This window comes from Mediterraneibacter butyricigenes (genome assembly GCF_003574295.1).
GTDB classification, from domain to species: Bacteria; Bacillota; Clostridia; order Lachnospirales; family Lachnospiraceae; genus Mediterraneibacter_A; species Mediterraneibacter_A butyricigenes.
The window spans coordinates 1,633,561-1,657,263 of record NZ_BHGK01000001.1 but is presented as its reverse complement, the minus strand read 5'-3'; the positions used below and the strand labels follow the sequence as shown (position 1 = coordinate 1,657,263).

25 protein-coding genes and 3 pseudogenes are annotated in these 23,703 nt (G+C 36.1%); 3 read left to right on the top strand and 25 right to left on the bottom strand.

Annotated elements, in window-relative coordinates; translation table 11 throughout:
- Nucleotides 1–11: 11 nt before the first annotated feature.
- The 12 genes and pseudogenes from KGMB01110_RS08240 to bsh form a co-directional block, all read right to left on the bottom strand.
- Nucleotides 12–1,418, bottom strand: a complete 1,407-nt coding sequence (locus KGMB01110_RS08240) for a PTS galactitol transporter subunit IIC (protein WP_119297982.1) — start codon at nucleotides 1,416–1,418, stop codon at nucleotides 12–14.
- 21 nt (nucleotides 1,419–1,439) lie between these two features.
- A complete protein-coding gene (locus tag KGMB01110_RS08235; protein ID WP_117990295.1) occupies nucleotides 1,440–1,718 on the bottom strand; it encodes a PTS sugar transporter subunit IIB in 279 nt (92 codons plus the stop codon).
- Nucleotides 1,719–1,748: 30 nt separating this feature from the next.
- On the bottom strand, nucleotides 1,749–2,213 hold the full coding sequence (locus KGMB01110_RS08230) for a PTS sugar transporter subunit IIA (RefSeq protein ID WP_119297981.1): 465 nt from the start codon (nucleotides 2,211–2,213) through the stop codon (nucleotides 1,749–1,751).
- A gap of 1,056 nt (nucleotides 2,214–3,269) precedes the next feature.
- Nucleotides 3,270–4,643: an MATE family efflux transporter gene (locus tag KGMB01110_RS08220; RefSeq protein ID WP_117602948.1), complete on the bottom strand. Its 1,374-nt coding sequence runs from the start codon at nucleotides 4,641–4,643 to the stop codon at nucleotides 3,270–3,272.
- A gap of 50 nt (nucleotides 4,644–4,693) precedes the next feature.
- Complete coding sequence (locus KGMB01110_RS08215; protein WP_117602947.1) at nucleotides 4,694–5,266, bottom strand: CDP-alcohol phosphatidyltransferase family protein; 573 nt, start codon at nucleotides 5,264–5,266, stop codon at nucleotides 4,694–4,696.
- Nucleotides 5,256–6,320: an FUSC family protein gene (locus KGMB01110_RS08210; RefSeq protein ID WP_119297979.1), complete on the bottom strand. Its 1,065-nt coding sequence runs from the start codon at nucleotides 6,318–6,320 to the stop codon at nucleotides 5,256–5,258. The genes KGMB01110_RS08215 and KGMB01110_RS08210 overlap by 11 nt, the downstream gene beginning before the upstream one ends.
- A gap of 23 nt (nucleotides 6,321–6,343) precedes the next feature.
- On the bottom strand, nucleotides 6,344–7,390 hold the full coding sequence (locus KGMB01110_RS08205; protein WP_119297978.1) for a HAMP domain-containing sensor histidine kinase: 1,047 nt from the start codon (nucleotides 7,388–7,390) through the stop codon (nucleotides 6,344–6,346).
- The gene (locus tag KGMB01110_RS08200) at nucleotides 7,390–8,061 is read right to left on the bottom strand and encodes a response regulator transcription factor (protein WP_117602944.1); all 672 of its coding nucleotides are present in this window, start codon (nucleotides 8,059–8,061) and stop codon (nucleotides 7,390–7,392) included. Before KGMB01110_RS08200 ends, KGMB01110_RS08205 begins: the two co-directional genes overlap by 1 nt.
- A gap of 24 nt (nucleotides 8,062–8,085) precedes the next feature.
- On the bottom strand, nucleotides 8,086–9,519 hold the full coding sequence (locus tag KGMB01110_RS08195; RefSeq protein ID WP_119297977.1) for a phospholipase D family protein: 1,434 nt from the start codon (nucleotides 9,517–9,519) through the stop codon (nucleotides 8,086–8,088).
- A 189-nt stretch (nucleotides 9,520–9,708) separates the two neighbouring features.
- A complete protein-coding gene (gene cls, locus KGMB01110_RS08190; RefSeq protein WP_119297976.1) occupies nucleotides 9,709–11,268 on the bottom strand; it encodes a cardiolipin synthase in 1,560 nt (519 codons plus the stop codon).
- 36 nt (nucleotides 11,269–11,304) lie between these two features.
- Nucleotides 11,305–11,985, bottom strand: a complete 681-nt coding sequence (locus tag KGMB01110_RS08185; protein WP_055057101.1) for a GTP pyrophosphokinase — start codon at nucleotides 11,983–11,985, stop codon at nucleotides 11,305–11,307.
- A 33-nt stretch (nucleotides 11,986–12,018) separates the two neighbouring features.
- Nucleotides 12,019–12,995, bottom strand: a pseudogene (bsh, locus tag KGMB01110_RS08180) (choloylglycine hydrolase).
- 113 nt (nucleotides 12,996–13,108) lie between these two features.
- Between bsh and KGMB01110_RS08175 the strand changes: the two are divergent.
- Nucleotides 13,109–13,756 (top strand): CpXC domain-containing protein, encoded by a 648-nt coding sequence (locus KGMB01110_RS08175; RefSeq protein ID WP_117889719.1) that lies wholly within the window; start codon nucleotides 13,109–13,111, stop codon nucleotides 13,754–13,756.
- A 105-nt stretch (nucleotides 13,757–13,861) separates the two neighbouring features.
- Here the strand turns inward: KGMB01110_RS08175 and KGMB01110_RS08170 are convergent, their stop codons facing one another.
- Entirely contained in the window at nucleotides 13,862–14,071 is a 210-nt protein-coding gene (locus KGMB01110_RS08170; protein ID WP_008392833.1) for a DUF6219 family protein, read from the bottom strand.
- Between the two features lie 45 nt (nucleotides 14,072–14,116).
- Here KGMB01110_RS08170 and KGMB01110_RS15825 point away from each other — a divergent pair, with 45 nt between their 5' ends.
- Both KGMB01110_RS15825 and KGMB01110_RS16020 read left to right on the top strand, forming a co-directional pair.
- Nucleotides 14,117–14,410, top strand: coding sequence for a penicillin-binding transpeptidase domain-containing protein (locus KGMB01110_RS15825; RefSeq protein ID WP_081019506.1), 294 nt, complete (start codon nucleotides 14,117–14,119; stop codon nucleotides 14,408–14,410).
- Nucleotides 14,407–14,463 (top strand): annotated as a pseudogene (locus KGMB01110_RS16020) (hypothetical protein); the annotation flags it as partial. The gene KGMB01110_RS15825 and the pseudogene KGMB01110_RS16020, both read left to right, overlap by 4 nt.
- 73 nt (nucleotides 14,464–14,536) lie before the next feature.
- On the opposite strand, the gene KGMB01110_RS08160 reads toward KGMB01110_RS16020, so the two are convergent.
- The 12 genes and pseudogenes from KGMB01110_RS08160 to KGMB01110_RS08100 all read right to left on the bottom strand — a co-directional run bounded on the left by KGMB01110_RS08160 (nucleotide 14,537) and on the right by KGMB01110_RS08100 (nucleotide 23,689).
- The gene (locus KGMB01110_RS08160; protein WP_077325129.1) at nucleotides 14,537–15,412 is read right to left on the bottom strand and encodes an ABC transporter ATP-binding protein; all 876 of its coding nucleotides are present in this window, start codon (nucleotides 15,410–15,412) and stop codon (nucleotides 14,537–14,539) included.
- A gap of 4 nt (nucleotides 15,413–15,416) precedes the next feature.
- Nucleotides 15,417–16,076 carry a hypothetical protein gene (locus tag KGMB01110_RS08155; RefSeq protein ID WP_055298348.1) on the bottom strand — a complete coding sequence of 220 codons (660 nt, stop codon included), beginning with the start codon at nucleotides 16,074–16,076 and terminating at the stop codon, nucleotides 15,417–15,419.
- A complete protein-coding gene (locus KGMB01110_RS08150; protein WP_119297975.1) occupies nucleotides 16,077–17,141 on the bottom strand; it encodes an ABC transporter permease in 1,065 nt (354 codons plus the stop codon).
- An 82-nt stretch (nucleotides 17,142–17,223) separates the two neighbouring features.
- Entirely contained in the window at nucleotides 17,224–18,405 is a 1,182-nt protein-coding gene (locus KGMB01110_RS08145) for a HAMP domain-containing sensor histidine kinase (protein WP_077325132.1), read from the bottom strand.
- Nucleotides 18,393–19,067: a response regulator transcription factor gene (locus KGMB01110_RS08140; RefSeq protein ID WP_118742202.1), complete on the bottom strand. Its 675-nt coding sequence runs from the start codon at nucleotides 19,065–19,067 to the stop codon at nucleotides 18,393–18,395. Before KGMB01110_RS08140 ends, KGMB01110_RS08145 begins: the two co-directional genes overlap by 13 nt.
- A gap of 176 nt (nucleotides 19,068–19,243) precedes the next feature.
- Nucleotides 19,244–19,351 (bottom strand): annotated as a pseudogene (locus KGMB01110_RS08135) (TnpV protein); the annotation flags it as partial.
- A 171-nt stretch (nucleotides 19,352–19,522) separates the two neighbouring features.
- Nucleotides 19,523–20,140: a Type 1 glutamine amidotransferase-like domain-containing protein gene (locus KGMB01110_RS08125; RefSeq protein ID WP_005930833.1), complete on the bottom strand. Its 618-nt coding sequence runs from the start codon at nucleotides 20,138–20,140 to the stop codon at nucleotides 19,523–19,525.
- A 67-nt stretch (nucleotides 20,141–20,207) separates the two neighbouring features.
- Nucleotides 20,208–20,612, bottom strand: coding sequence for a hypothetical protein (locus KGMB01110_RS08120; protein WP_118742201.1), 405 nt, complete (start codon nucleotides 20,610–20,612; stop codon nucleotides 20,208–20,210).
- A 7-nt stretch (nucleotides 20,613–20,619) separates the two neighbouring features.
- The gene (locus KGMB01110_RS08115; protein WP_008708038.1) at nucleotides 20,620–20,916 is read right to left on the bottom strand and encodes a hypothetical protein; all 297 of its coding nucleotides are present in this window, start codon (nucleotides 20,914–20,916) and stop codon (nucleotides 20,620–20,622) included.
- 9 nt (nucleotides 20,917–20,925) lie between these two features.
- Entirely contained in the window at nucleotides 20,926–21,924 is a 999-nt protein-coding gene (locus tag KGMB01110_RS08110; protein WP_118742200.1) for a DUF6017 domain-containing protein, read from the bottom strand.
- A gap of 78 nt (nucleotides 21,925–22,002) precedes the next feature.
- A complete protein-coding gene (locus KGMB01110_RS08105; RefSeq protein ID WP_118742199.1) occupies nucleotides 22,003–22,914 on the bottom strand; it encodes a ParB/RepB/Spo0J family partition protein in 912 nt (303 codons plus the stop codon).
- Nucleotides 22,904–23,689: a ParA family protein gene (locus KGMB01110_RS08100; RefSeq protein WP_055160152.1), complete on the bottom strand. Its 786-nt coding sequence runs from the start codon at nucleotides 23,687–23,689 to the stop codon at nucleotides 22,904–22,906. The genes KGMB01110_RS08105 and KGMB01110_RS08100 overlap by 11 nt, the downstream gene beginning before the upstream one ends.
- Nucleotides 23,690–23,703: the final 14 nt, after the last annotated feature.

Below are 23,703 nucleotides of genomic sequence, written 5' to 3'. Positions count from 1 at the left end.
TACAACATGTTTTATTTCTTATAGTCAGATGCTTCTGCACTCACAAATTCCTGAGTTGTAAAATTATCTTTTCCAGCGATATATTTTCGATTCCAAATGATCAATACAGCAACAATAGCAATGGAAATACATGCTCCTGGAATTGTACCTAGCTTAAAGAGAAAATATGTTAAAAATTCAAATACATTTGCTGACATACTTGTAATACCACCAGCGCCTTCAGGAACAGCTGTTCCTGCATTTAATGCATGTTCTGTAATCAATGGTGCAAAGTAACTACCGAGATACATACAGAATGTTAAGATAACTGTCTGTGAAACCAATGTTCTAAAGAACTTGCCTTTATGAATAGGTGTAGCCATTACACCGAAATAAGCCAGTGTTGCTAATCCTGCCATTGGAATTAATTTATTACCCGGTAAAAGCGCTAATACTAACAAAATAGGAATTGACAACAGACCAACTGCCAATGTTGTAGGATGTCCAATAATAATTGCTGAATCCATACCTATATAGAACTGCTGACCTTTGTACTTTTTACCCATGAATTCTTTAGCTGCTGCGCTAATCGGTGTAAGACCTTCCATTAATATACTAGCCATTCTAGGTAAGATGAACATTAATGCTGCCATATACATGCCAACTTCAAGCGCTCCCTTGAGATTGTATCCCCCTAAAAGTGCTAAAAAAGTACCGATAGCCAATCCTACATAAATTGGATCGTTAATCGTCTGTAACACCTTATTGTTATTAATCTTCGCAGCCCAGTCTGTACTTTCTTTTTCTTTATTTCTTGAAAAGATACTTGAAAAGATATTAAATACTTTTTCCACCAAAAGACAAATCAGAACACTTCCTGCTGCAGAACCTTGTGGAATAGAAATTCCTGGTATTCCAAAGAACTCTTGAACAAGTTCTGCTGTTCTGTCTGCGATTACCAAACAAGCTACAATATAAACTGTTGCTGCAAGGAAACTTGCTACAAGACTACCTGTAAGTAGATAAACCAATGAACCTGCCAAAGCATATTTCCAATAATTCCAGATATCAATGTTAAGTGTTTTTGTACCTTTTAGAGCCAAAACAATAACATTTATCAAAAGTGTAAATGGGATAATAAATGCTCCTACTACTGTTGAATAAGCAATACCAGATACTGCAGTCCACCCTACGTCAACATAAGTTAACTTCAGACCAAATTTTTCTACCATAACATTGATAATTGGTCCTACATATGTTGTAACCAGTGACATTGTAAGTGTCAAACCTGTAAGTCCAATTCCCACTGTAATGCCTGACTTTAAAGCTTTAGAAAACGGCACCCTGATAATTAATGCAATGATTGTAATCATCATAGGTATCATAAGAGTCTTTCCTAAACCTGAAATTGCTGTAAAAAATCCAATAATAAATTCCATATTACCTCTTCCTTTCTTCTCTTACAAATTTAATATCTCAAGAATTTTTTGTGATACTTGCTCTTCACCAATAGATGTCAGGTAAGGCATCCCATTAACTTTCGGAATCGGAAGTTCTCTACATATTTGAATTGAACTAACCACCAAGTCCGCTTGATTCAAGTAAGTATCAAGTGTGTGAATACTCGTCTGGATAATATTACACTGAATATGATTTTTCTCTAATAATTCTTTGACCTTTGTACTGATAATCGTAGATGTTGCCACCCCTGAACCGCATGCGATAATAATAGTTTTCATATAATACCTTCCTCTCTTAGTTATTCTTGATCAATTAATGCCATTTGCTAAGAAACAATCCATCAACTCTTGTTTCGTCTCAATGACATTAAACTGATTCATAATATTTTCACATTGCCATACTTTTGTAAGACTAGAAATAGTATCCACATGAATTGAAACATCGCTAATGATTAAAAAAAATACAATTTTTACTTCTATTTCTTGACTGTTCTCGTCCATCCTTTTAAATTTGATCGGTCGTTTCAACTTACAAATTACTAATGCATTTTTCTGTACATAACATGCATCCACATGAGGTAATGCAATATTATTATTTCCCATTTGAAGACCTGTAGGATAGTTTCTTTCTCTTTTTTTAACTTCAGCCAGGAATTCTTTTTTTACATATCCTTCACTATATAACAATCCATATACTTCTTCGAATAATGCGTCGCTATTTCCAGCATTTGATATCAAAAAAAAGCCATTTTTCACAAGTTCTAATAGTTTCATAGTTATCCTCCTTTATTCTTATTTTCCCACAGACATTTTCACTTTTCAAATTTTAATTTGCACAGTAAGTGTGCAAATTAAACGCCACCGCTTTTGAATTGAACCCCTTTTGTTAGACAAAAATAAGTCCAGCTTTGGAAGTAGTATAATAAAGTAGACACCTAGTTAAGAGAATACTGTTAAGAAGGTGGCCTGTTTTATGATAAGAAGTTTAAAATTGCAGTTATTTTATCCTATTTTATAGCAATTCGGCGTAATGAGTAGGATTTATACGAGATTGGCAAAAAACAGCACTTGAATTTAAATCAAACTCAAGTACCAATGTCGGATAACCCTATTTGTACTAAACTACCATGGATTACTGCTATACCTATGGAAATTGATTCTATTCCAATCCATAAAAAATTGGAGAAATACAATGTATACTTTCAAAATAGCTTTCAAAATACAATTGAAAATATGGACAAAATAATACTGACAAAACACCACCGATATACTATAAATCACTATATGTTCCCCCTCCCCAAGCAATCCGTAATAAAAGTGGGCGAGAAATGGGAGCTATATAATTGCTGGGTTAACTGGTGGAGATTTACCATTCCCATTATTGCATTGCAAGTGTAGTCTGCTGTTACCGAAGCAGGGGCATATAGTAATATCTCTACCGGTTAATTTGTAAAGCAATTCTGCTGCGGACAGCTTTTGTTTTACTATTCTCGTATGTTCTCACTATCGGAATCGTACTCTGTCTGTTCTACATAATCTGCGGAACAGTCTCGTTTATACGGATAAAAAAATAAACTGAGCCACGGCTGTTCCAACATGAAATCAGCCGTGGCCTTATTTATATCATTTCACTCTTTTTTGAAATAGAACAACACCACAGCAACAACTCAAATCGACTTAAAATTCCAGACTATGCGTATTTACTTCATTAACATCTCCACCACAAGCACTCAAACCAAATAAAAGCATAATACATAGCATTGTACATACGATTTTCTTCATACAAGACCTCCTTAAATCCCGATTGAGATTTCACCTGTTTTAAGAGATTTAATAACTGTTATATTTTGTTATTAAAATTTTATTAAACCGACTAAAGAACGTTGAAGTTGTTATTATCGCTGCCAAAATATCACTGATTGGCTCAGCCAAAAATACCGCAAATACTTTATTCTGGATAAAATGCGGCAGTATAAAAATCAACGGAATCAACAGAATCAATTTTCTTAAGCAGGCAAGTAATAAACTAACTTTTGCCTGGCCCAATGCCATGAAACTCTGCTGACAAGCAACTTGGAATCCAAGAGAAAAAATACCTGCCATGTAAATTCTTAACGCCCATGCCGTATACGTGATTAATTCTGTATTATTCGAAAAAATACCTGCAAACATCTTCGGAAATAGAAGCATAATCAACCAGAAGCATCCCGTAAAAATTGTACAAACTGTAAATTGAGTAAAAAATGCTTTTTTTACTCGATCTCTATTTCCTGCACCATAGTTATAGCTCATGATTGGCTGTCCACCCTGACAAATTCCCTGTAATGGTAATGTTGCAAGCTGGCTAACACTGGTAATAATTGTCATAGCCCCTACTGCGAGATCTCCGCCATATCTTGACAAACTGGAAGTAAAACTGATAGACAAAATACTTTCCGTAGATAACATGACAAATGTAGATATACCAAGAGCAAGGCATGGTAAGATGATTTCTTTTTGCAGTTTAAAGTTTTCTTTTTTAAGATGCAGAATCGTCTTCTTTCCTGACAAGAAACGAAGGATCCATATTGCCCCTACAGCCTGACTCAAAACAGTTGCGAGTGCAGCTCCCTTTACTCCAAGATGAAATACGAAGATAAAAATCGGATCAAGAATGATATTGATTACAGCACCAATCACTGTTGTCATCATGCTGATCTTTGCAAATCCCTGTGTCGTAATAAATGGATTCATTCCCATCACGATCAAAACAAAAATACTTCCAAGAATATAAATCCTTGCATAATCCACGCCATAAGGAAGTGTCTTATCGCTAGCACCAAACATCGTCAGTAACTGTGGCGCAAAAGTAAAGAATATCACCGTCAAAGCTGCGGCCATAAGCATGAGAATTGCAAAACAGTTTCCAAGAATCTTTTCAGCTGTCTTATTATCTTTCTTTCCCATAGAAATCGCTGCACGCGGGGCACCTCCGGATCCTGCCAGCATGGCGAAGGCATTGATCAGCATGAGAATTGGCGTAAACAATCCAACACCTGTTAATGCTGCGGCACCGACACCTGGAATATGTCCGATATAAATACGGTCAACAATATTATATAAAAGGTTGATGATTTGAGCCACAACAGCAGGTATTGCAAGCTGGGCCAAAAGACGTGGTATTTTTTCTGTTTCCATAGCTTGTGCGTTTGACTTACTGTTCATATCTGTGTTCTCCTAAATATTATCTAGTCATCTCAATATAATCAAATTGCTTATGCAGTCTCTCCCCTAAGTGTTCTGGTATTCTTGATAATGTACAAAACAACTGATACAACCATCATTATAGCACACAAACCAATTAACAGATCTGACACCATTGGTGTAATGTGGAACCATATAATATGCACAGCCACAGTTCCATATAATAAAAAGGTTACTATTTTTCCATGCCAGTCTGCACCATGCACTTTTCCTGTTTTTCGTATCACAAGGCATCCACTAACCGCCATATAAAGTTCCTTAACTGCCATTATAACGATCAACGGGAGCATATGTGGAAAGCGAGTAAACAAGCAAATCAACATTGCTGCCTGTGTCAGCTTATCGGCAACCGGATCGAGAATCTTTCCTAGATTGCTAATCATATGAAATCTTCTTGCAATATATCCATCAGCGAGATCCGTAAGACCGGATAGCAATAAGATTTCTCCTGCTAACAAAGGATTTTCCTTTACACAATAACTCCATATAATTACTGGAATCAGACAAAACCGAAAAAAAGAAAGCAAATTGGGTACTGTAATAATTCTATTCAAATTTTCTTTCTGACTTCCTTCACTCTGCATGTACGGTCACATCACTTTCCTTTTGTTTCGACATAAACCAATAAAATACAGCACAAAATGCCAATGCAAATACAACACCAAAAACATTCTGAATCACTCTAAGACTAACTGCTCCTTTTAATCCATAACTTTCCGCAGCAATTGCGAGAGCGCCAAAGGTATTAAATACAGCCTGCCAGCCGTATTGCGCTGAAAATCCTACACCAATTCCACCAAGAATTCCTATATAAGCATAGATGGATGATGGAAGCAGAAAATATAATACGGTGAAGCATATAACACCTACAATATTTCCGACAATCCTTTTACGGACTCTGTATTGCATGTCTTCCACAAACGGCAAAATTGCTGACATAGCCGCAATACCAGCCCACATTGCACGTGGCATATTGCAAAGTTCTGCAATGCAAAGGACAATTGGTACACATATAATCTGGCATAACTGCCATTTTGTTCTCGATGAAGTGATATCAAATTCCTGGATTAGATCTTTCAAATTTCTTTTAAAAGTTCTATTTTTATGATTTCGATAAAATACAAAACAGGTAAGAACTGCGCCTAAAATCATTCCGGCCAATCGCATCTGATAGCTTGTTCCTGTAACATCATATCCATATAATAGCAGATAGCCAAGAACCAATGTAGATTGGTTAAACATGAATGGATTATGACATCCAAAAAATATCAACACTGCCAGTGCAGCAATATTTAACAGCATTCCCAGTACCGGTGAAAGCTGATTTGCAAGATGAGGACATACGGCCATTATTACAAAAAACATAGCCAAAAGCATCGTAGATTGTCCAGTGTGGATTCCCAAATCCGCATTTCGAAATACCATAAGACATAATAAAACTACCACACCAACAATACTGTTTTCATTTCCAAACAGGATGCTGAAAACAGTAACAAATAAAAAACAAAAAACCATTGTAACAGCTATCTTAATCAGATATACCAGTATATGATACATTTTTTCTTTCGTGGTTTCACTCTTTTTCAACAGGTTTTTCGATCCTGCCTGATTTAACTGTAATTCCTGATAAAATGTCATATAAATCCTCCCAGCTTCTACTTTTATATTATATTCTCATTTGTCTGTATCGGAAGTTCTACAACAAATCTACATCCGCCATATTCCCGGTTTTCTGCTTTAATCGTTCCTCCCGCACTATCTACAATCCGCTTTACAAGTGCAAGACCAAGACCGTTTCCTTCTGCCTTATGAGAACCATCTACCTGATAAAACTTGTCGAATATTCTAGCCTTTACATCCTCCTCGATTCTTGGTCCTTCATCCTCCACAATGAACTTCACAGAATTCTTTTCCTGTTTCAGAAACATCGTAATTGTTCCCTTTGCCGGACTAAACTTGATTGCATTATCTAAAAGATTCATCCAGATATGCATAAGAAGTCCTTCATTTCCAGTATATTTGACTTCCTCCAATTCTACCTGGAAGCCAATTTCTTTTTCTGTCCATTTTGATTCCAAAGAAAGAAATGCCTGACGAATCTGTTCATCCAGTCGATATTTCGTTTTTTTCATTGGTATATTCTGATTCTCCAATTTAGACAACAACAAAATATTTCCAACCAACCCAGAAAGCCTCTTCGTGTTAAATAAGATTTTTTCTACATATCCCTCTTGCTCCTGCGATAATTCTTCTCCCTGAAGAAGCATTGTATAACCTTCAATGGCATTGATAGGGGTCTTAAACTCATGAGAAACATTAGATACGAAATCCATCTGCAGCACTTCTGTTGCACGAAGCTCTTTTGTCATCACGTTGAAACTTTGGTAGGATTCACCAACCTCTGCTATACGACTGTTCGTTTCCAAATGCTGTTCAAAATCTCCTTGAGAAACTTCCTTCATTGCTTTACTGAGTCTGGTAATTGGCTCTAGTAACTTTGCATTAATAAAAGAAGTAATGAGCCCTGCGATCAGTGTATTAAAAATCAAAAGCCAGCCAAGCACAGGTATACTCCCCAGTAGCTTAAAGAAATGATTTAAAAATGCAAATAATAAAGCAGATATCACTGTTGAAAATACGAGAGACAGCCAGATTGCACCAGTCAGACAGGACCGAATCTTCAATCTTTTTTCTTTCTTCTGATTCATTATTTTTTCACCACCTTATATCCAATTCCACGCATGGTTACAATTTCGAAATTTGGATTATCTTTAAAACGCTCCCTAATTCTTCCTATATGCACCTCTATCGTATGTGGGTCTGCCTCTGTCTCATATCCCCAAACTTCATCCATTAACTGCTGTTTTGTAAATGTTCTTCCCGGCGAAGCTGCCAGCTTATATAAAAGCAGAAATTCTTTTTTCGGTAAAACAAGGCTTTCCTTATCCGTTGTAACGGTCATTGCATCATAATCAAACTCTGTTGAACCAATCACAATTTTATGTTCATTCAGGATCTGTGCACGACGGAGCAATGCGCCTACTCTTAAAACCATTTCATTCACATTTACCGGTTTTACCATATAATCATCACTTCCAGAAAGAAATCCCTGGCGCATGTCATCAAAGTTTCCTTTTGCAGTGATCATAAGTACCGGTATCTGGTATCCTGCTGAACGAAGTTCCGACACCAGCTCATAACCATCCATAACCGGCATCATGATATCGGAAATAATCAGATCAATATATTCCTTATCCAATACTTCTAATGCCTGAGCTCCATCCGGTGCACTTTTAACCTGATAACCATTCTTCTCGAGCACTTTCTGAAATAGCTGGCTTAATTCTTTATCATCTTCTACAATTAATATCTGAAACACGTTTTCCTTCCTCCCTGTTATCTTTTAAAACAGATATCTTGCCCATCCAAGCAAATGCTGTACCAAAAACACATTTCTCTGACGTTTTTTTGTTAATTCAATCGGTTTTACATGATACGGATCATGATACGTGCCATCTTCTAATGCCTGTCGGGATACTTTTTCATATTCCATCATTCCTTCTTCCAACTGTTTATTGATTTCTTTGCTACGTATTACAAGCATCAGTTCCGTATCCAGATACGTACTTCTCATATCCATGTTAAAGGAACCAATCACAGATAAATCATCATCGATCAGGATGCTTTTTCCATGGTAAGAATAACCGCCTTCATATTCCCAGATGTCAATTCCTGTATTTAAAATCTTATTTCTATTTTTTGCATAATCAGCAGACCCGAATGGATTGCCATTATTTGCAACCGAATTTGTCATGATTGAAAAATTTGGAACATTCTCTGCAATCTCCTCCCATGTATTGTACATCATATCATTACAGATAATATATGGTGTATGAATCTTTACACGATTCTTCGCACTTTTCATCAATTCTCCCAGCTGATACCAGACTACTGGTTCCTTGGAAGCTGTGTGAATAGGATTTGATACCAATGCAATCTTTTCTGTCTCAAACGTTTCGTCTGTATAATCCGTATCGAAAATCATTCCCTTGTTTTCATTAAAATATTGCTGATATTCTTCCTGCAGTTCTAATACTGCCTTCTTTACAGATTTTCTATTTGCAAGTTTCTTATCATTATGAAAATAGCCACTATCTTCTTGTTCCCATATCGTTTCAAAATAATCTAACAACTGGTTGACTGAATTTTCTTTCCTTGGTTCATCGCAAATAACCAACACATCTCTGTCATAGTTCTTGTGTCCTGGAAAATCGCCCAGGAAATAATTATATGTATTTCTTCCTCCAAGAATATAGTTCTTACCATCTGCAATCAAATATTTATCATGCATTCTTCCCATCATTTTCCATGGTTTCAACGGATTGGCCTTATTGTATAATTTGATTTCAACATTCTCATGGGAAGATAATGCATAAAAATACGGATTACCTTCCATATCAATCCAACTCTCCATTCCATCTACCAGCAAGCGAACATGTACACCTCTGTCTGCCGCATCACGAAGAGCTCCTAAGATCAATTTCCCACTTTCATCGGATTTGAATGCAAACGTAGAAAGAATAATTTCCTCTTTTGCATTCTTAATCAATCGCACTCTTTGTAAAAGAGCTTCCGAATTCTTTTCTATGATCACTGCCCGTTCTGGATTCTCACTGCATTCGTTCCACGACTCATTATGTATTTCTTTTATGGTTTTTTCAGATATTTCTGGCTGTTTTTTATATGCAATGCAGATTCCAAGTAATTCATAACAAGCCATAAACAGAAGAACTGCCAGTATAGCAAGAAGAATTTTACATATTTTATGCTTTTTCATTGTATATCACCTGATTCCTTTTTTCCATGCTTATATAATACAATGTCAATCTCAATTCAACCTCAACAAAATTTATTTTTTTCAACTAAACGGAAATTCTGTACAAATCATTCGATATAACAAAACGACCTCTCAAAAACAGTCGACTTTTAAATTAACTGTTCTTTGAGAGATCGTTACATCAGATTCTTATAGCAATCCAGCAAATAATCTCATAAATAATTGTCCTAATCGTAAATATGCACTGCGTCCGGTACAATATTGTTCTGTCACATCACGACATTCACCCATGGTTTTTATCAAATCACTCTTTATATCTAAAACAGACTGACAATCTATCATAAAACATCCATTTTCAAAATGATGGTATAAACTTCGATAATCCAGATTAATTGTTCCACAAGTTGCCATACAGTCATCCACCACACTCATTTTTGCATGGCAGAAACCAGGAGTCCATTCATAAACATGCACACCATGTTTAACCAATCCATGATAAAAAGAACGAGTGATATTATAAATAAATTTTTTGTCTGGAATACCCGGTGTAATAATTCTGACATCCACTCCTCGCTTAGCAGCCAAACATAACGCATGTGTCATTTCGTCTGTTATAATCAGATATGGAGTCATGAACCAACAGTATTTTTCAGCTTTATTTATCATACTAATATAAACTTCTTCTCCAACCTGTTCATTATCCATAGGACTGTCTGCATAAGGCTGAATAAACCCCGTTTGCTGCGCCTTGTAATCATAATGAAAAATATATTTACCAAAATCAGGATCATTCGCATCTTTATCACTAACCGCATTCCACATTTCCAAAAATGTCACTGTGAGTGACTGAACAGCATCTCCTTCTAAACGAATACCTGTATCTTTCCATTGTCCATAAGGATGTGTATAATTAAAATATTCATTTGCGAGGTTGTATCCACCGGTAAACCCAACTTTCCCGTCAATAACCGTTATTTTTCTATGATCACGATTGTTCAAGAACAAATTTAAACCTGGTACAAACGGATTGAATACACGGCAATGAATTCCTACGCACTCCATTTTTTTTACAAAATCAGTATTAATAAATCCTATAGAACCCATATCATCATAAAATATGCGTACTTCCACTCCAACTTTTACTCGTTCTTCCAGAATCTTTTGGATCTTATGCCACGCCTCTGCATCTTCTATAGCATGATACTCCATGAAGATAAACTTCTGTGCCTTTGCAAGATCTTCAAGCTGGGTCTCTAATCCCTTTACTGCTTCATCGAAATACATCACATCCGTATTCTGATAGATTGGATACTGTGAATTTCTTTGTATATAACTTGCAATATTTCCTGCCTTCGGAATCGTTTCGTTTATTCTGCTTAAACACTCCTGATTATCGGAAAGCATTGGTAACAATTTGCTATCAATTTCTGCATATCGCTCACGCATTTTATGTGTGCCGCCATTCAAACCAATCAATAAATATAGGCCTACACCCATAATTGGGAAAATTAAAATTAATATAACCCAAGGCATTTTCATGGAAGATGTCTTATCTGATGCATACAATCCCAAAACTAAAATTCCACTTAAAATCCTTGTAAATAGATTTATGATTTCTGCATATTCATTTAAGCGTGTTACAATAGTAATAATAAAAACTACTTCTAGAAGAATGCAGATTATGGAAAAACACAATCGTTTTACTCCGTTTTTTGTTTTCGCTTTTCCTTCTAAAGTATCTTGTTTCATATATATTCCAACCTTTCTACTCAATCAAATTTCTGCTTAAATTTCGTGGAACATACCAATTTTGTCTTTTATTCTCTGCATTTCATTATCTGCTTCAATGACAACTCTTGCAGAATGAAGTAATTCTTCACTGATCTCTTCATATCCAGGCATTTCTTCAATGCCTTTTTTATAACGAAGCTGATGTTCCAACGTTGCCCAGAAATCCATCCCATTAGTCCGGATTTGAAGTTCTACACGCATAGGTGTTTTACCCTTAGCAAAAAATACAGGAATCTCAACAATCATGTGATAGCTTCGATAGCCATTTGGTTTGGGATTTTTTATATAATCCTTTACTTCAATAACTTTGATATCATCTTGTTGTGTGATCAAATCAGATATCATATAAATATCATCAATAAATGCACAAACTATTCGAACACCTGCTACATCATTTAGATATGTTTGTATATTCTCTGTTGTAAAATCATGTCCCATTTTCTGCAGTTTATTATAAATACTATTGGGTTTCTTAATTCTTGTCTTTATAAATGAAATAGGATTTCGATTGTTCTCAACTGAAAATTCATCATCTAAAACTTCAAGTTTGGTTTGAATTTCCCGGATAGCACAACGGTACATCATCATTAAATTATAAAACTTTGTAGCATTCTTTAAAAACTGCATTGATTCCGGATTATCCATCCAGAGTTTTTCTACTTCTTCCTTTGTCATGGTAATTTCCTTCCTACTTCTTATTTATAAATACTATTTGTTTTGATAATTGATTTGTTCTCCTTGAATTACAGTATAACAGATCAAGTTATTACCATCCAAATCTTCCGCGTACATATCTACCGCACTTATCTGATGATTTTCATAAGTATTGTAATAATAAATGCCTTTTGTAACATTACAACAAGATGTATATAATGTAATTTCATATTTTCCATCAGCCACCTCGCAACATCCACGTTGCTGATCCACGGATCCGAGAATGTGAAAGAACTGGCTAACACTCTCTTTCTCTGATTCACCTGAAATTGCATGTATCTTTGTAAAAGCAACACGCACAAATCGAGAGGAAGATGAGAGATCTCCCGGAAGACCTATTCCTCCCATACCTCTACTATATGTATCAAGAGCCAAATTTTCGCCAAAAGTGTTCTCTGGCTGTTTTGGGGACAAATGCATATAGTTGTTTAATTGAAACATCTGCTGTGGAAATGGCGGATTATTCGTAAGCACTCCTACCGGGTTATCGTAAATATGCAAACCATGTGACATAGATTCTACCGTAATTGATTCGTTTTCATCAGAAATTATCCAATGTAATTGCGCTAATGGCAATTGTTCACTAAAAGGAGTATTCACAATATTAATTCGATCAGGAAGCTCCCGAACTTCTGCCAAAGAAGCACACTGACTCAATATCCAAGGAATGAATTCAAACTGTGCAATATTTTCTACATCTGACTGAACCTCGGAATAAACAGCATTTCCGACAAAATTCAGTCCAGCAATCGCCACTCCTTTTTCATTCATCGCATCATAATACAACGGATAGTTTTCTGCAACATGAGCCATTCCAATCATTGCATAATGCTTTTTTTATCTCCAATATAACGAAAATGAAACGAATAATTACGTGGTGTAATTACAATTTGATCACCATAAGAGAATTCATAATCGAGGGTTCTTCCAAAGTAAAAATCTTTTGATTTATAAGTTGCTGCTGTACACATGATTGTTTATCCTCCTAAATATTTTGAAATATGTCAGTAAATTTTTGTCGAACAATAGTATAGCACAATTCTGTTATTTTGTTTCAAATTCACTAATAATCGAATTAAAAAAAGTGTTTGAATGCCTTCAAAAGATTACTTGCCCTTCCTGCCATTATGAGGGGAATTTTGAGCTTTGGGACAGTATTAATACTGCACTGGATCCTGAAATGAAAGAGAAGGTACTTAATCAATCTATTTTCCTTTATACTTGCCCGAACTGTGGAGAGACCTTCCGTTTAAACTACCCTACACTCTATCACCAGATGGAAGATCTTATCATGATTTATCTGGTTCCGGAATCAGAAGTGGAAAAGACATGTGAAATATTTTGTGAAAAAAATGCTTTAGCTGATTTTCATACTGAAAAGTACTTAAACCGAGTTGTAACGTCACCAAATCAGCTCGTTGAAAAGATCCAGATCTTTGATGCTGGTAAGGATGACAGGATAATGGAACTTGTCAAATTACTTGCGACAGATTCTATTCTCAAAAATGATCCTGATAAAGAATTTGATGAACTGCGCTTTGCTGTCGATGACGACGGAACAAATATTCTTGTAATCATTAATAAGAGTGAGATTACTGGTGCAGTTGACATTGACAATATGTATGAATTTGCTTCTTCACACTGCGATGATTTCAAGGATCTCCGCGATGATGAGGATGTTGTTATCAATAGGGAGTGGATCCTTAACAAACTTACCGAAGAAGAAAATTAATAATATATTTGGTAGCTACACCCCCAAGCCCCTGTAGAATAAATAACGCCAGTACTGGATATCAAAAATCCCGCACCGGCGTTATTTATTAAAATATTTTGTTTTTTAATCTTCAACACTCTCTACTGAAACTTCTTTTTTCTTCCTACTTTTACCAGAAATCATCTTGTGTCCTGTATAAATAGCCATAATCATGCAAAGCAAAGAACTTGCTGCAAAGTACTTATGGCCTTCTTTTGATCCCTTATAACCTGTATAAAAAGTTCCAAGCATTGTAATCAGTGCACCGATAGACCAATATTTATGTGATTTCATTCAGATACCCCCTGCCGTTTTTCTTAATCATATACCTTTTAAAATATATATACAAACTGGTATTTTGAATCAATCGACAAGCAGCTCGGAGCTTCCACTATAAATTCATACCTTCAGCAAATAGGATATGGCAATGAAAATATATCCGGAGATTTCTCTTCCTACTGGATGCAGTCATCCTTAAAGATTTCACCAGTAGAACAAGTTGAACTTTTGAAAAATTTATATCGAAACAACTTCAACTTTACTCCTGCTAATATTCATGCCGTCAAAAATTCCATCCATCTTACCGCCTCTGAAAATGGAGAATTTATGGAAAAACCGGAACCGGACGAGTGAACGGGCAGGATATAAATGGCTGGTTTATAGGTTTTATAGAAAGCCAAAATAATACATACTTTTTCTCCACAAATATTCAAAGCGAACAACGTGCAACTGGTAGTAAAGCATCAGATGGTGCTTTATCTACTCGTATTGATTCGTCACATAAATATAAGCATCTTCCAACGTTGCAGGAATTGACATACACTCCAATTCTGGCTGTATTTCAGAAATCACTCTTAACTGCAATCCCCCCTCAACATACTGTTTTGATGTAATACGATACTTCTGTTCCACTTCTCTTGCTTTTCTCTCATCAGGTACTTTGCAAATCCAGATTTTCCCCTGTGCTTCTTCTGTCAAATTCTTCATAGAACCCGCATACAGAAATCGACCTTTATGCATAATTGCAAGCTGATTGCAGGTGGCAGCTAAGTCTTCTACCACATGAGTTGAAAACAAAACCGTTCTGTTTTCAGAAAAATCTACTAACAAATTGCGGATGCGAATACGTTCCTCTGGATCTAAACCGGTAGTCGGCTCATCCACAATTAAAAATTCCGGTTCATTTAAAAGCGCCTGCACCAATCCTACCCGTCGTTTCATACCGCCTGACAACTGTTTCATTTTCTTTTTCCGGTGTTCTGCAAGACTGGTCTTTTTCAAATAATATTCTATTCGTTTCTTGCATTCTGCTTTTGGAACACCTGCCAAATCACCCATATACTCTAAACACTCCTGAACAGTCAAATTAGGATAAAGTTCAATTTCCTGTGGCAGATACCCTATTTTTCTCTGAATTTTTTCATAGTTTCTTTCACTATATAAAATCCCGTCCAATGTGACCGTTCCACTTGTAGGTTTAAGTACAGTAGTTAAAACCCTCATCAAAGTTGTCTTTCCTGCTCCATTTTCTCCCAATAATCCAAAAATTCCATTCGGTATATTTAAATTCGCATGATTGATTGCTGTCACACCATTTTTAAATCTTACTGTTAAATCCTCAATATGAATACTCATAAACTTACCCTCTCTTTCTAACTATTTTCGGCAATACTACCAATAAAATCAATCCAATACCAATACACAAAGCTTTCCCTTGCAGCCATGTAACATCAGCAGTATTTTCTATATCTCTGAAAGCATAGGAAAACAGATTCCATGCCCCAAAAAGTTTATCTCCTCCCGTGGAATTTGTTGCTACCCATATCAGAAGGCAGCTTCCAATCCCCATCCACATATTGCGAAAAAGCATTGACAATGTATTGACCAATATTCCCCAAAAGAAAATGGTTACTACAATCGCTAAAAAATAGGCAATAAACTGAAGTATTTCACTTTCCGTTGCCGGATGTGTGACTGGTTTTTGAAACACAAAAAACAATCCGTAACCTAAAACAGCAAGCAGTAATAAAAAAAATTCCTGTATCATTATTCGCTGCATGATGGAGCAAATTCTCTTTCTTATTGGATACAGCCTATGGATTTCTGAACGCTTGCTTGTAATTTCCTGCACATAAGTGTCCGCACAAAAAACAGCAGTCAATATAGCAAAAGGTGCCTCAATGGAAAGTCCTATTTCATTTGTGAATACAACCCCACGTATCAAGCTTAAAATCACAACAAAAGATACTGCATAAGCAATCTTATAAAACGGCAGAACAATCTTCATTTCCTTCTTCATTTACATCCGCCTCCTCTTCCAAATCTGTATTGAAATCAGAATAATCACTCCAGATGCTAAAATAAGTAAACTCTGATTTAAAAATGCCATTGGCGGCGGTGTTGTATCGAAAAGCTGATTGGGGAATCGAACCATAATCGCAAAAGGTCTTCCCCAATATCCATAAACTCCTTCCGCATTTCTTCCGCCCATATTGGAATATACCATGTAAAGAATCAGAAGCGGCACTCCCGGAAGTGGATTTTTAAATATGAGTGAAATCAATGTATATACACTTACAATCATCAGCATATTGGGAAGTATATAAAGTACAGTAGAAACTATAAAATCCCAGAACCGCACTTCAAACCCACTGTCTTTTGTATAAATAACACACAATGCCCAAAATAATAGATTTATAATAGTCAGAGCAATCAAACAAATTGCAAATCCTGCGCTTACTTTTCCAAATACATACTTTCCGGCAGTGATCGGTTTCGTGTGAAGCAATTCATAAGTATGCTTTTTCGTATCCTGTAAAAACAGAACCGCTAACATAATTGTTGCAAAAAAACACATAAACAACCCTGCAAAATCAGCAAATTTTCTTGAGTAATAAAAAGAAAACGCCTTATTTTTCATTTTTTCGTTCAGATATGTGTTGATTTCTTCTGGCGTTCCTTTGTAATAGGCACTATCTTCGTACATATATCTTGCACTATACCAATCATATTTTTCCTCCAGATATACGAATGCTTCTTCTAACTCCATATCAACAAGTTTGCTCATTACGGATTGTGCCTCTAAATCAGACATTTCTAATTCATCAATTAGTGCTTGTTTTATCTGTCCACTCCATATTTCTCGATGTTTTTCAGGATTCGCAGGAATATATCCTTCATAAACATCTCCTAAGCGAACTGTATCAGGATAATCATTGATAATTTTCTCGCCTTGCCCTAAATAATGTGTGGTTAAATATGGACTTGTCGTATTAAACACACCATAAATCACAAGCAGAATACCTACCCAAAATAACGGTCGCTTTAGATAATTCTTAATCTCTCTTTTAAAAATAGCAATCATACGTTTGCCTCCTTTCCTTGTTATAGACATCATAAAATATAAATCACAATAAAAAGACAACAGCATAAAAAAATCGGACTGCTTATGCAATCCGATGAAATACTGCTGTTATTACAGCTCCACTCTGTTTTTCATTTTCTATTAGTAACTGTCCGCCATGCTTTTCACAATACAACCTACTGATATACATGCCCATTCCTGAATGTTTCAAACTGTCTTTCACATTTTGCTGATAAAAAAGCTCTGTTGCCTTTTGCTTGTCTACTGTAAAACCCACTCCATCATCCTTTACTCTGATTTGTAATTCAGAACAAGTAAGGAGAACTTCCATTTCCACTTTTGTTTTAGCATAACGAAAGGCATTTGACAAAAGGTTTTCTATAACCTCTAAAATCACTTCCTTATCTCCCGAAAATTTTTCTGCTGTTTCCACACATTCTAATTCGCATCTTTTTCCAAATTTTTTCTCAAACACATTCAACTCTGCCTGTATATCTATTTCTAACTGCATACTTGTAATTTCTTCTACCACTAACTCCCTTGTATCTAAACTGCTCATCTTCCTCATTGTTTCTACAAATGTATCCATGCGTTCAATCTGTTTTTTACTCTCATTTACCATACCTAAGGCTCGATCCATATCTATCTCTTCTTCAGGAAGATATTCTGAAAGCATTTCCTGATACCCCGCCAATACAGATAGCGGTGAACGGATATCATGTGCAATCGCTGCTCGCAAAGCCTTTTCTTCCTCAATTATTTTCCATAATTGATGGTTATTTTCTGCAAGCTGCTCCTTCATCCGTTCAAATTCCTCGCACAATCTTCCCATTTCATCCTTATTTTCATAGGTAATATGAAAATCCAAATTATTTCGACCAACCTGTTGTGATGCCAGTTCTAATTCTTCAATGGGATTTTTTAATTTATGCTTATAAAAAAGAAACACTGCTATGATATTGCCTACCACAGACACAATAAGTACTGTAAACGTCTGAAGGAAGTCACATATCTCTGATACATGATAATCAAATTTTTTCATTTCATAAGAATTCGGTCTCGGAACATCTGTCAAATACTTTCTACCGTCACCTTCAGCCATTTCAAAATACTTTTCTTGATCTACGTATTTCCACCAAATGTCATCTTGTATAGTTGCTGCCATTCGCATAATCAATGCCGAAAGATAAAAACTAACTATCAAACTGACTATCATATATAAGACAATGGTTTTTCTTAACGAAAGATTTTTTATTTTTTCCATTTATATCCCATCCCCCATACTGTTTCAATATATTCATGTTTTGTATATCGTTTTATTTTATTACGAATTCTACGGATTAGTTCAGTCACTACTCGACTATCTCCTTCTGTGTCATATCCACTAATCTTTTCATAAATACGTTCTTTATCAAAAATCATTTCAGGATTCATGGATAAAAATTCTATAATCTCATATTCTAATTTAGTAAGCTCTAAAGCATTCCCTTTAATATGTGCACATTTACTGGCATAGTCAATTACTAATTCTCCATAAAACCCTTGTTCTTTTTTCCTATGTAAACGTTCTTCACGTTTCAAATGAGCAATAATTCTGGCATCTAATTCTTTCAAACTGAATGGTTTTAAAACATAATCATCGCCACCAGACAACAATCCCATTACTCGATCCTGTTCTTCTACTTTTGCGGTCAAAAAAATAATCGGACAGGAAACCATATCTCTGATTCTTCTGCACACTTCAATTCCGTCCATTCCCGGCATATTTACATCCAATAAAATAATATCGGGATTTACACTTATCTTTTCCATTGCTTCTATGCCATTTTCTGCAATAATCACTGTATAATTCTTCAATGTAAAGTATTGATTCAACATTTTTAGCAATTCTCTATCATCATCAACCATTAAAATTTTATAGTTCATAAATTCCACCTCTGGCTATAATGCTATCTTTTCTTTATAGTATATCTTATAAAAAACAACAAATAAACAACAATTCCTAAAAGGCAACAGCCTTTCTAAACTGCCGCCTTTTCTCCTTCATTTTATTTCCATTATTGATAAACCATCTCTGTATCCACAATCTCCCTTGCACACGATTACATATTGTTCATTCTCGCTACCCATTCCATCTGATTTTCTGCCTTTAACTGTTCCGTGATCCCCTGTGCCTGTTTCATCTGCTCTACAATTCTTTCAAACCTTAAATACTTATAGTCGTCTGTATCCAAACAAACAAGCCGAAGTCGCACAACAACTTGAAAATCTTATCAACGGAACAACAGTCCCAGATACTATTATAAAAAAGGAAAAAGAGCTCCTTCGAGCTCTTTTGATTCAGTTCTGTAAACTTGAATTTGACTAATCCTACATGTGCATCATATTACACTCATGTAATTATCCTCTACATAAACAGCTTTTCCATCAGCAAGCTTAATCTCATCTTTGCCGTTCGGTAATACTGTTGTTTCAGAACCATTCCAATGGGGGATAATAGGATTGTCAATAATATGTAATCCATCTGTTAAATTTCCCGCCGCATACATACTTCCTGCACTGATTCCGACATATATAAGTCCGTTTTTAATTGCATTATTAAGTATTCTATCAAAACCAGTTCTAGACATTTCACGACAAAGCACAGATACATCACCACCACTGACAAAAACAGCATCAAATTGGTTTAATTCTTCAAAAGTTAATAGCCTTGTAAGCATAAACGGGGTTGTAACATACGAAGAATAGGTTCTTTGATAGTCTTTTGAAAGAATTAATTCCAGATTGTACACTAATATATTTTCGTACTGAATTCCCATTAGAAAGAGTTCATGAAAACATATTGCAAGCGACTCTCTTGCACCATCTGTTTCAATGCCAGCTGTTGGAATATAAAGCACTTTCACATCCTTCGGACACTTTCCAATAATATCAAAGAATTTCTCTTTCATCTTATCGGTCAACCCTGCAGATGTAAGAAATAGATGTTTTCCATTCATATTCTTTTACCTCGTCAAACTCCGATTTGCACTTCAAATCGTTTTCTTTATTCTATCATAGCATCCATTATTCCGCCATCAGTCTTTCGAACCAGGTATCCATGACAATGATAAACTGGCCTGCTCCTGGCAATTCTTGCAGCATTTCGTCAAGAGTTTTCTGTTTCACATATTTCTGCACATACACCCAACAGGCAATGCCACTGGCTTCTGATACAATGTCAGCTATGGTTTTGCGCATAAGCTCTTCAAATTCAGTAATTTCTTCTTTTGGGACAACATCATACAGTGTTGGTGCCTGATGACTTAATTTTACGCCATTTTCATTTGCATCTTTAAGCAGATTCTTAACTTTTTCTCTTGAATCCTCCGGTACTTTCATGTACTCCCACATAAATGCTACCACATCGGACGGTGTGTCTTTTTTAAGTGGTGGTAACTGAATATAATCATTGTTTTCGCTCATTTTCATATCCTCCTCACGATATAATAAAATCAATAATACGTTCTCTTGTCATGTCCAGTACAGTATCTACGAACACTCCTGCAAACAGGATCAGATACAGAATTACACTCAGCGAAAACAGAAATGCAACCTGTACCCAGTCATGGTAACAGTATGCAGTTGCTATAATCAACAAAGTGAATATAAACCCAAGGATCCCTCTGACAACCGCATAAGTCTGTACTGTCATCTTTACTGCCAGGCCGATCACAAAAAGGATCAGCCATACTGGCAGTAATAATATCTTCCCAGCAAATTTTAAAATAAACATGTGCACCTCCTATCTTACCAGTCCTGGCATATCATGGTTCACCTCTGCCTGATAATACCCGTTCATCGTTGACGGTGCATTAAACAGGGCTGCTAACAAATATTTCTTGATATTCTTCACCTTTGTGGTGTTACCACTCATACAGTGTAAGACATACTCGATATGTGAATAGGTCAACATCAGAAATTTTTTCTTCACCAGTGATGCCGGATACCAGTTGCTGGCAATCAATATCTTGTCGTTTTTACACATCACAGTCTCTACGATCAGGTTCACGATTTCATCTACCTGTCGCATATCGTCATGATGGGTTACTTCCAGTGATTCATAATCAATGGTCTCTTTGACAAGGTTTTCATAAGCCTGATAATCCTCAGAGTGATTATCGCTATCAAATCTTTTCTCATCCACAGATATGATATGATTAGATTTATTATTATTCATTTCAGTATCACTAAGATTAGTATTATTAGGGTTTGAAATGTAAACTTCTTGAAGTTTGTTTTCGGGACTTCTAGAAGTTTGATTTTGGGACTTCATGAAGTTTGAATTGTAAACTTCTGTAGATTCCTCATTTTCCACAGAAGTTTGTTTTTTAAACTTCTTTAATTCCTCTCCAAATTTTTTCTCATCTGTTTTCTCAGGCATAAAGGTTTTCACGTAGATAACGTTCACCTTTCCAAATCCCTGTCTGCGTTTCTCAATCAGACCAATTCCTGTTTCGTCATCCAGTTCTCTCATGGATTTAATGGCTTTATTTCTGCCACAGTTCAGTAATTCCATGATATCTTCGATGGAAAAGTAGATATATGCTCTGTTTTTGTCGTCAAACCACTGATTCTTGATGGAAAGAGACATTCGATCCAACATCAGTCCATATAAAATTTTAGCATCGCTCGATAAATCTTTAAAATAACTGTCTGTAAATAATGCTTTTGGTATGCGGTAGAAGCTGAACTGATCAGCTTCGGTACCGTAAAAATAATTAAATGTCATTTTTTTCTCCATAGTTTCCTCCTTTCATTTTCTGCTAAGAAGTCCTCTTTTTAAACTTCTTTGACTTTGTTTTCTTAGCTTTTTCTATCCTTAACAGGACTGTTCCTGCATCCATTTTTCTAATAATGATTCAATCACCTGCTCCATATCTTTGGCTGTATAATCATCCGGAAAGTACTTTGTCAGTTTCTTTTCTGAGAAAGTAAGAGACCGGGATACTTTCTTTGCCATCACACAGTTATTGAAAATTGATAACATCTGGATCTGATTGATTGGTCCATCATTCAGCTGAATTCTGAGTGCTGCAATCTGTTTTGGTTTGATAAATCCTGTGTCGCAGATATATTCGTAAATCCATCCCTGTACTTCCTTATCGATGTAAGAGATATCTACAGCAACCGTGAATTGAAGCTTTTTGTTATCTACCAGATCAAGAAGTTCAGGAATCAATTCTGTCAGGCGAATGTAACGCTGAATCTGTTTAGAACTTTCTCCAACTTGCTCTGCTAATACATCCCTAGATACAGTTCCTATTAAATTCTGGTCATTTTGGCCAGAATTACTTTTTGGTCTTCCTGCTTGTCTTTTCATAGCTGCTAATTTCATCTTATAAGCAAAAGCTTTCTCACTCGGCAACAGTTCCTCTCGCTGAATGTTAGCGTCCACCATCGCCACAATGGCATCATCATCCGATAATTCTCTTACGATTGCCGGAATAGTCGTAAGTCCTGCAAGCTGTGCTGCATGCATTCTTCTGTGACCGGATACCATTTCATATTCTTCATTTTCATCCATGCGAAGCAGTACCGGAGTCAGTACTCCATTGATTTTTACACTTTCAACCAGATCCTGCATCTTTTCATCATCCAGCACCTTGAACGGATGATTCTTAAACGGATGGATCTTACTAATTTCTATCTCCATTGCTGACTCTTCATTTACCACACCAAGCAGTTCATCAATACTTGCCAGTTTAATCTTTTCGCCACTTCTATTTTTCATTACTCAAAACCTCCTGTGTCAATTTCATATATGCCTCGGCAACTTTTCCTTTCGGACAGTGCATGTAAATACTTTTTCCCTCTGCACTGGTCTCAGCTGCTTTTACAGACATCGGGATCACATTTTCAAATACTTCAATCTGGCTTCCGTAGGTTGTATGTACTCTCGATGCAATGTCTCTTGCGTAATTGGTTCTGAAATCTACCATAGTCAAGAGAATGCCCTCAATCGCCAGTTTCCGGTTCAGTCTTTTCTTTACTGTAAGAATGGTCTTGATCAGCTGCTGAAGTCCTTTAACAGGCAGATATGCGGCCTGTACAGGTATCAGCACAGAATCAGAGGAGACCAGTGCATTGATTGTCATCATACCAAGGCTTGGCATACAGTCGATCAGGATATAATCGTATCGGCATCTTATCGCATCGATATATTCCTTCATGATCATTTCTCTGCTCATAACATTTCCCATCGTTACTTCCAGGGCAGAAAGCTCAATATTTGCCGGAAGTAGATCTACATTTTCCTGGTGATGTAAGATACCATCTTCCAGAGAGATTTCTTCTTCGTTGATGACATCCATCATGATCGTTGCCAGTGTGATGCGAAGATCATCCGGTTCCTCATATCCAAGACTTGCTGTTAAACTTCCCTGTGGATCCGCGTCAATCAGCAACACTTTCTTACCTTCTCTTGCCAGTCCAATGCCTACATTTACGGTTGTGGTGGTCTTTCCAACGCCGCCTTTCTGGTTTACTACGGATATAACTTTACACATGATTTCTTCCTCCT

Excerpts from the sequence above, each read along its gene's own strand:
- KGMB01110_RS08240 (WP_119297982.1), bottom strand. The coding sequence starts at position 1,418 with ATGGAATTTATTATTGGATTTTTTACAGCAATTTCAGGTTTAGGAAAG.
- KGMB01110_RS08235 (WP_117990295.1), bottom strand. The coding sequence starts at position 1,718 with ATGAAAACTATTATTATCGCATGCGGTTCAGGGGTGGCAACATCTACG.
- KGMB01110_RS08230 (WP_119297981.1), bottom strand. The coding sequence starts at position 2,213 with ATGAAACTATTAGAACTTGTGAAAAATGGCTTTTTTTTGATATCAAAT.
- KGMB01110_RS08220 (WP_117602948.1), bottom strand. The coding sequence starts at position 4,643 with ATGAACAGTAAGTCAAACGCACAAGCTATGGAAACAGAAAAAATACCA.
- KGMB01110_RS08215 (WP_117602947.1), bottom strand. The coding sequence starts at position 5,266 with ATGCAGAGTGAAGGAAGTCAGAAAGAAAATTTGAATAGAATTATTACA.
- KGMB01110_RS08210 (WP_119297979.1), bottom strand. The coding sequence starts at position 6,320 with ATGACATTTTATCAGGAATTACAGTTAAATCAGGCAGGATCGAAAAAC.
- KGMB01110_RS08205 (WP_119297978.1), bottom strand. The coding sequence starts at position 7,390 with ATGAATCAGAAGAAAGAAAAAAGATTGAAGATTCGGTCCTGTCTGACT.
- KGMB01110_RS08195 (WP_119297977.1), bottom strand. The coding sequence starts at position 9,519 with ATGAAAAAGCATAAAATATGTAAAATTCTTCTTGCTATACTGGCAGTT.
- cls (WP_119297976.1), bottom strand. The coding sequence starts at position 11,268 with ATGAAACAAGATACTTTAGAAGGAAAAGCGAAAACAAAAAACGGAGTA.
- KGMB01110_RS08185 (WP_055057101.1), bottom strand. The coding sequence starts at position 11,985 with ATGACAAAGGAAGAAGTAGAAAAACTCTGGATGGATAATCCGGAATCA.
- KGMB01110_RS08170 (WP_008392833.1), bottom strand. The coding sequence starts at position 14,071 with ATGAAATCACATAAATATTGGTCTATCGGTGCACTGATTACAATGCTT.
- KGMB01110_RS08160 (WP_077325129.1), bottom strand. The coding sequence starts at position 15,412 with ATGAGTATTCATATTGAGGATTTAACAGTAAGATTTAAAAATGGTGTG.
- KGMB01110_RS08155 (WP_055298348.1), bottom strand. The coding sequence starts at position 16,076 with ATGAAGAAGGAAATGAAGATTGTTCTGCCGTTTTATAAGATTGCTTAT.
- KGMB01110_RS08150 (WP_119297975.1), bottom strand. The coding sequence starts at position 17,141 with ATGATTGCTATTTTTAAAAGAGAGATTAAGAATTATCTAAAGCGACCG.
- KGMB01110_RS08145 (WP_077325132.1), bottom strand. The coding sequence starts at position 18,405 with ATGGAAAAAATAAAAAATCTTTCGTTAAGAAAAACCATTGTCTTATAT.
- KGMB01110_RS08140 (WP_118742202.1), bottom strand. The coding sequence starts at position 19,067 with ATGAACTATAAAATTTTAATGGTTGATGATGATAGAGAATTGCTAAAA.
- KGMB01110_RS08125 (WP_005930833.1), bottom strand. The coding sequence starts at position 20,140 with ATGAATGGAAAACATCTATTTCTTACATCTGCAGGGTTGACCGATAAG.
- KGMB01110_RS08120 (WP_118742201.1), bottom strand. The coding sequence starts at position 20,612 with ATGAAAATGAGCGAAAACAATGATTATATTCAGTTACCACCACTTAAA.
- KGMB01110_RS08115 (WP_008708038.1), bottom strand. The coding sequence starts at position 20,916 with ATGTTTATTTTAAAATTTGCTGGGAAGATATTATTACTGCCAGTATGG.
- KGMB01110_RS08110 (WP_118742200.1), bottom strand. The coding sequence starts at position 21,924 with ATGGAGAAAAAAATGACATTTAATTATTTTTACGGTACCGAAGCTGAT.
- KGMB01110_RS08105 (WP_118742199.1), bottom strand. The coding sequence starts at position 22,914 with ATGAAAAATAGAAGTGGCGAAAAGATTAAACTGGCAAGTATTGATGAA.
- KGMB01110_RS08100 (WP_055160152.1), bottom strand. The coding sequence starts at position 23,689 with ATGTGTAAAGTTATATCCGTAGTAAACCAGAAAGGCGGCGTTGGAAAG.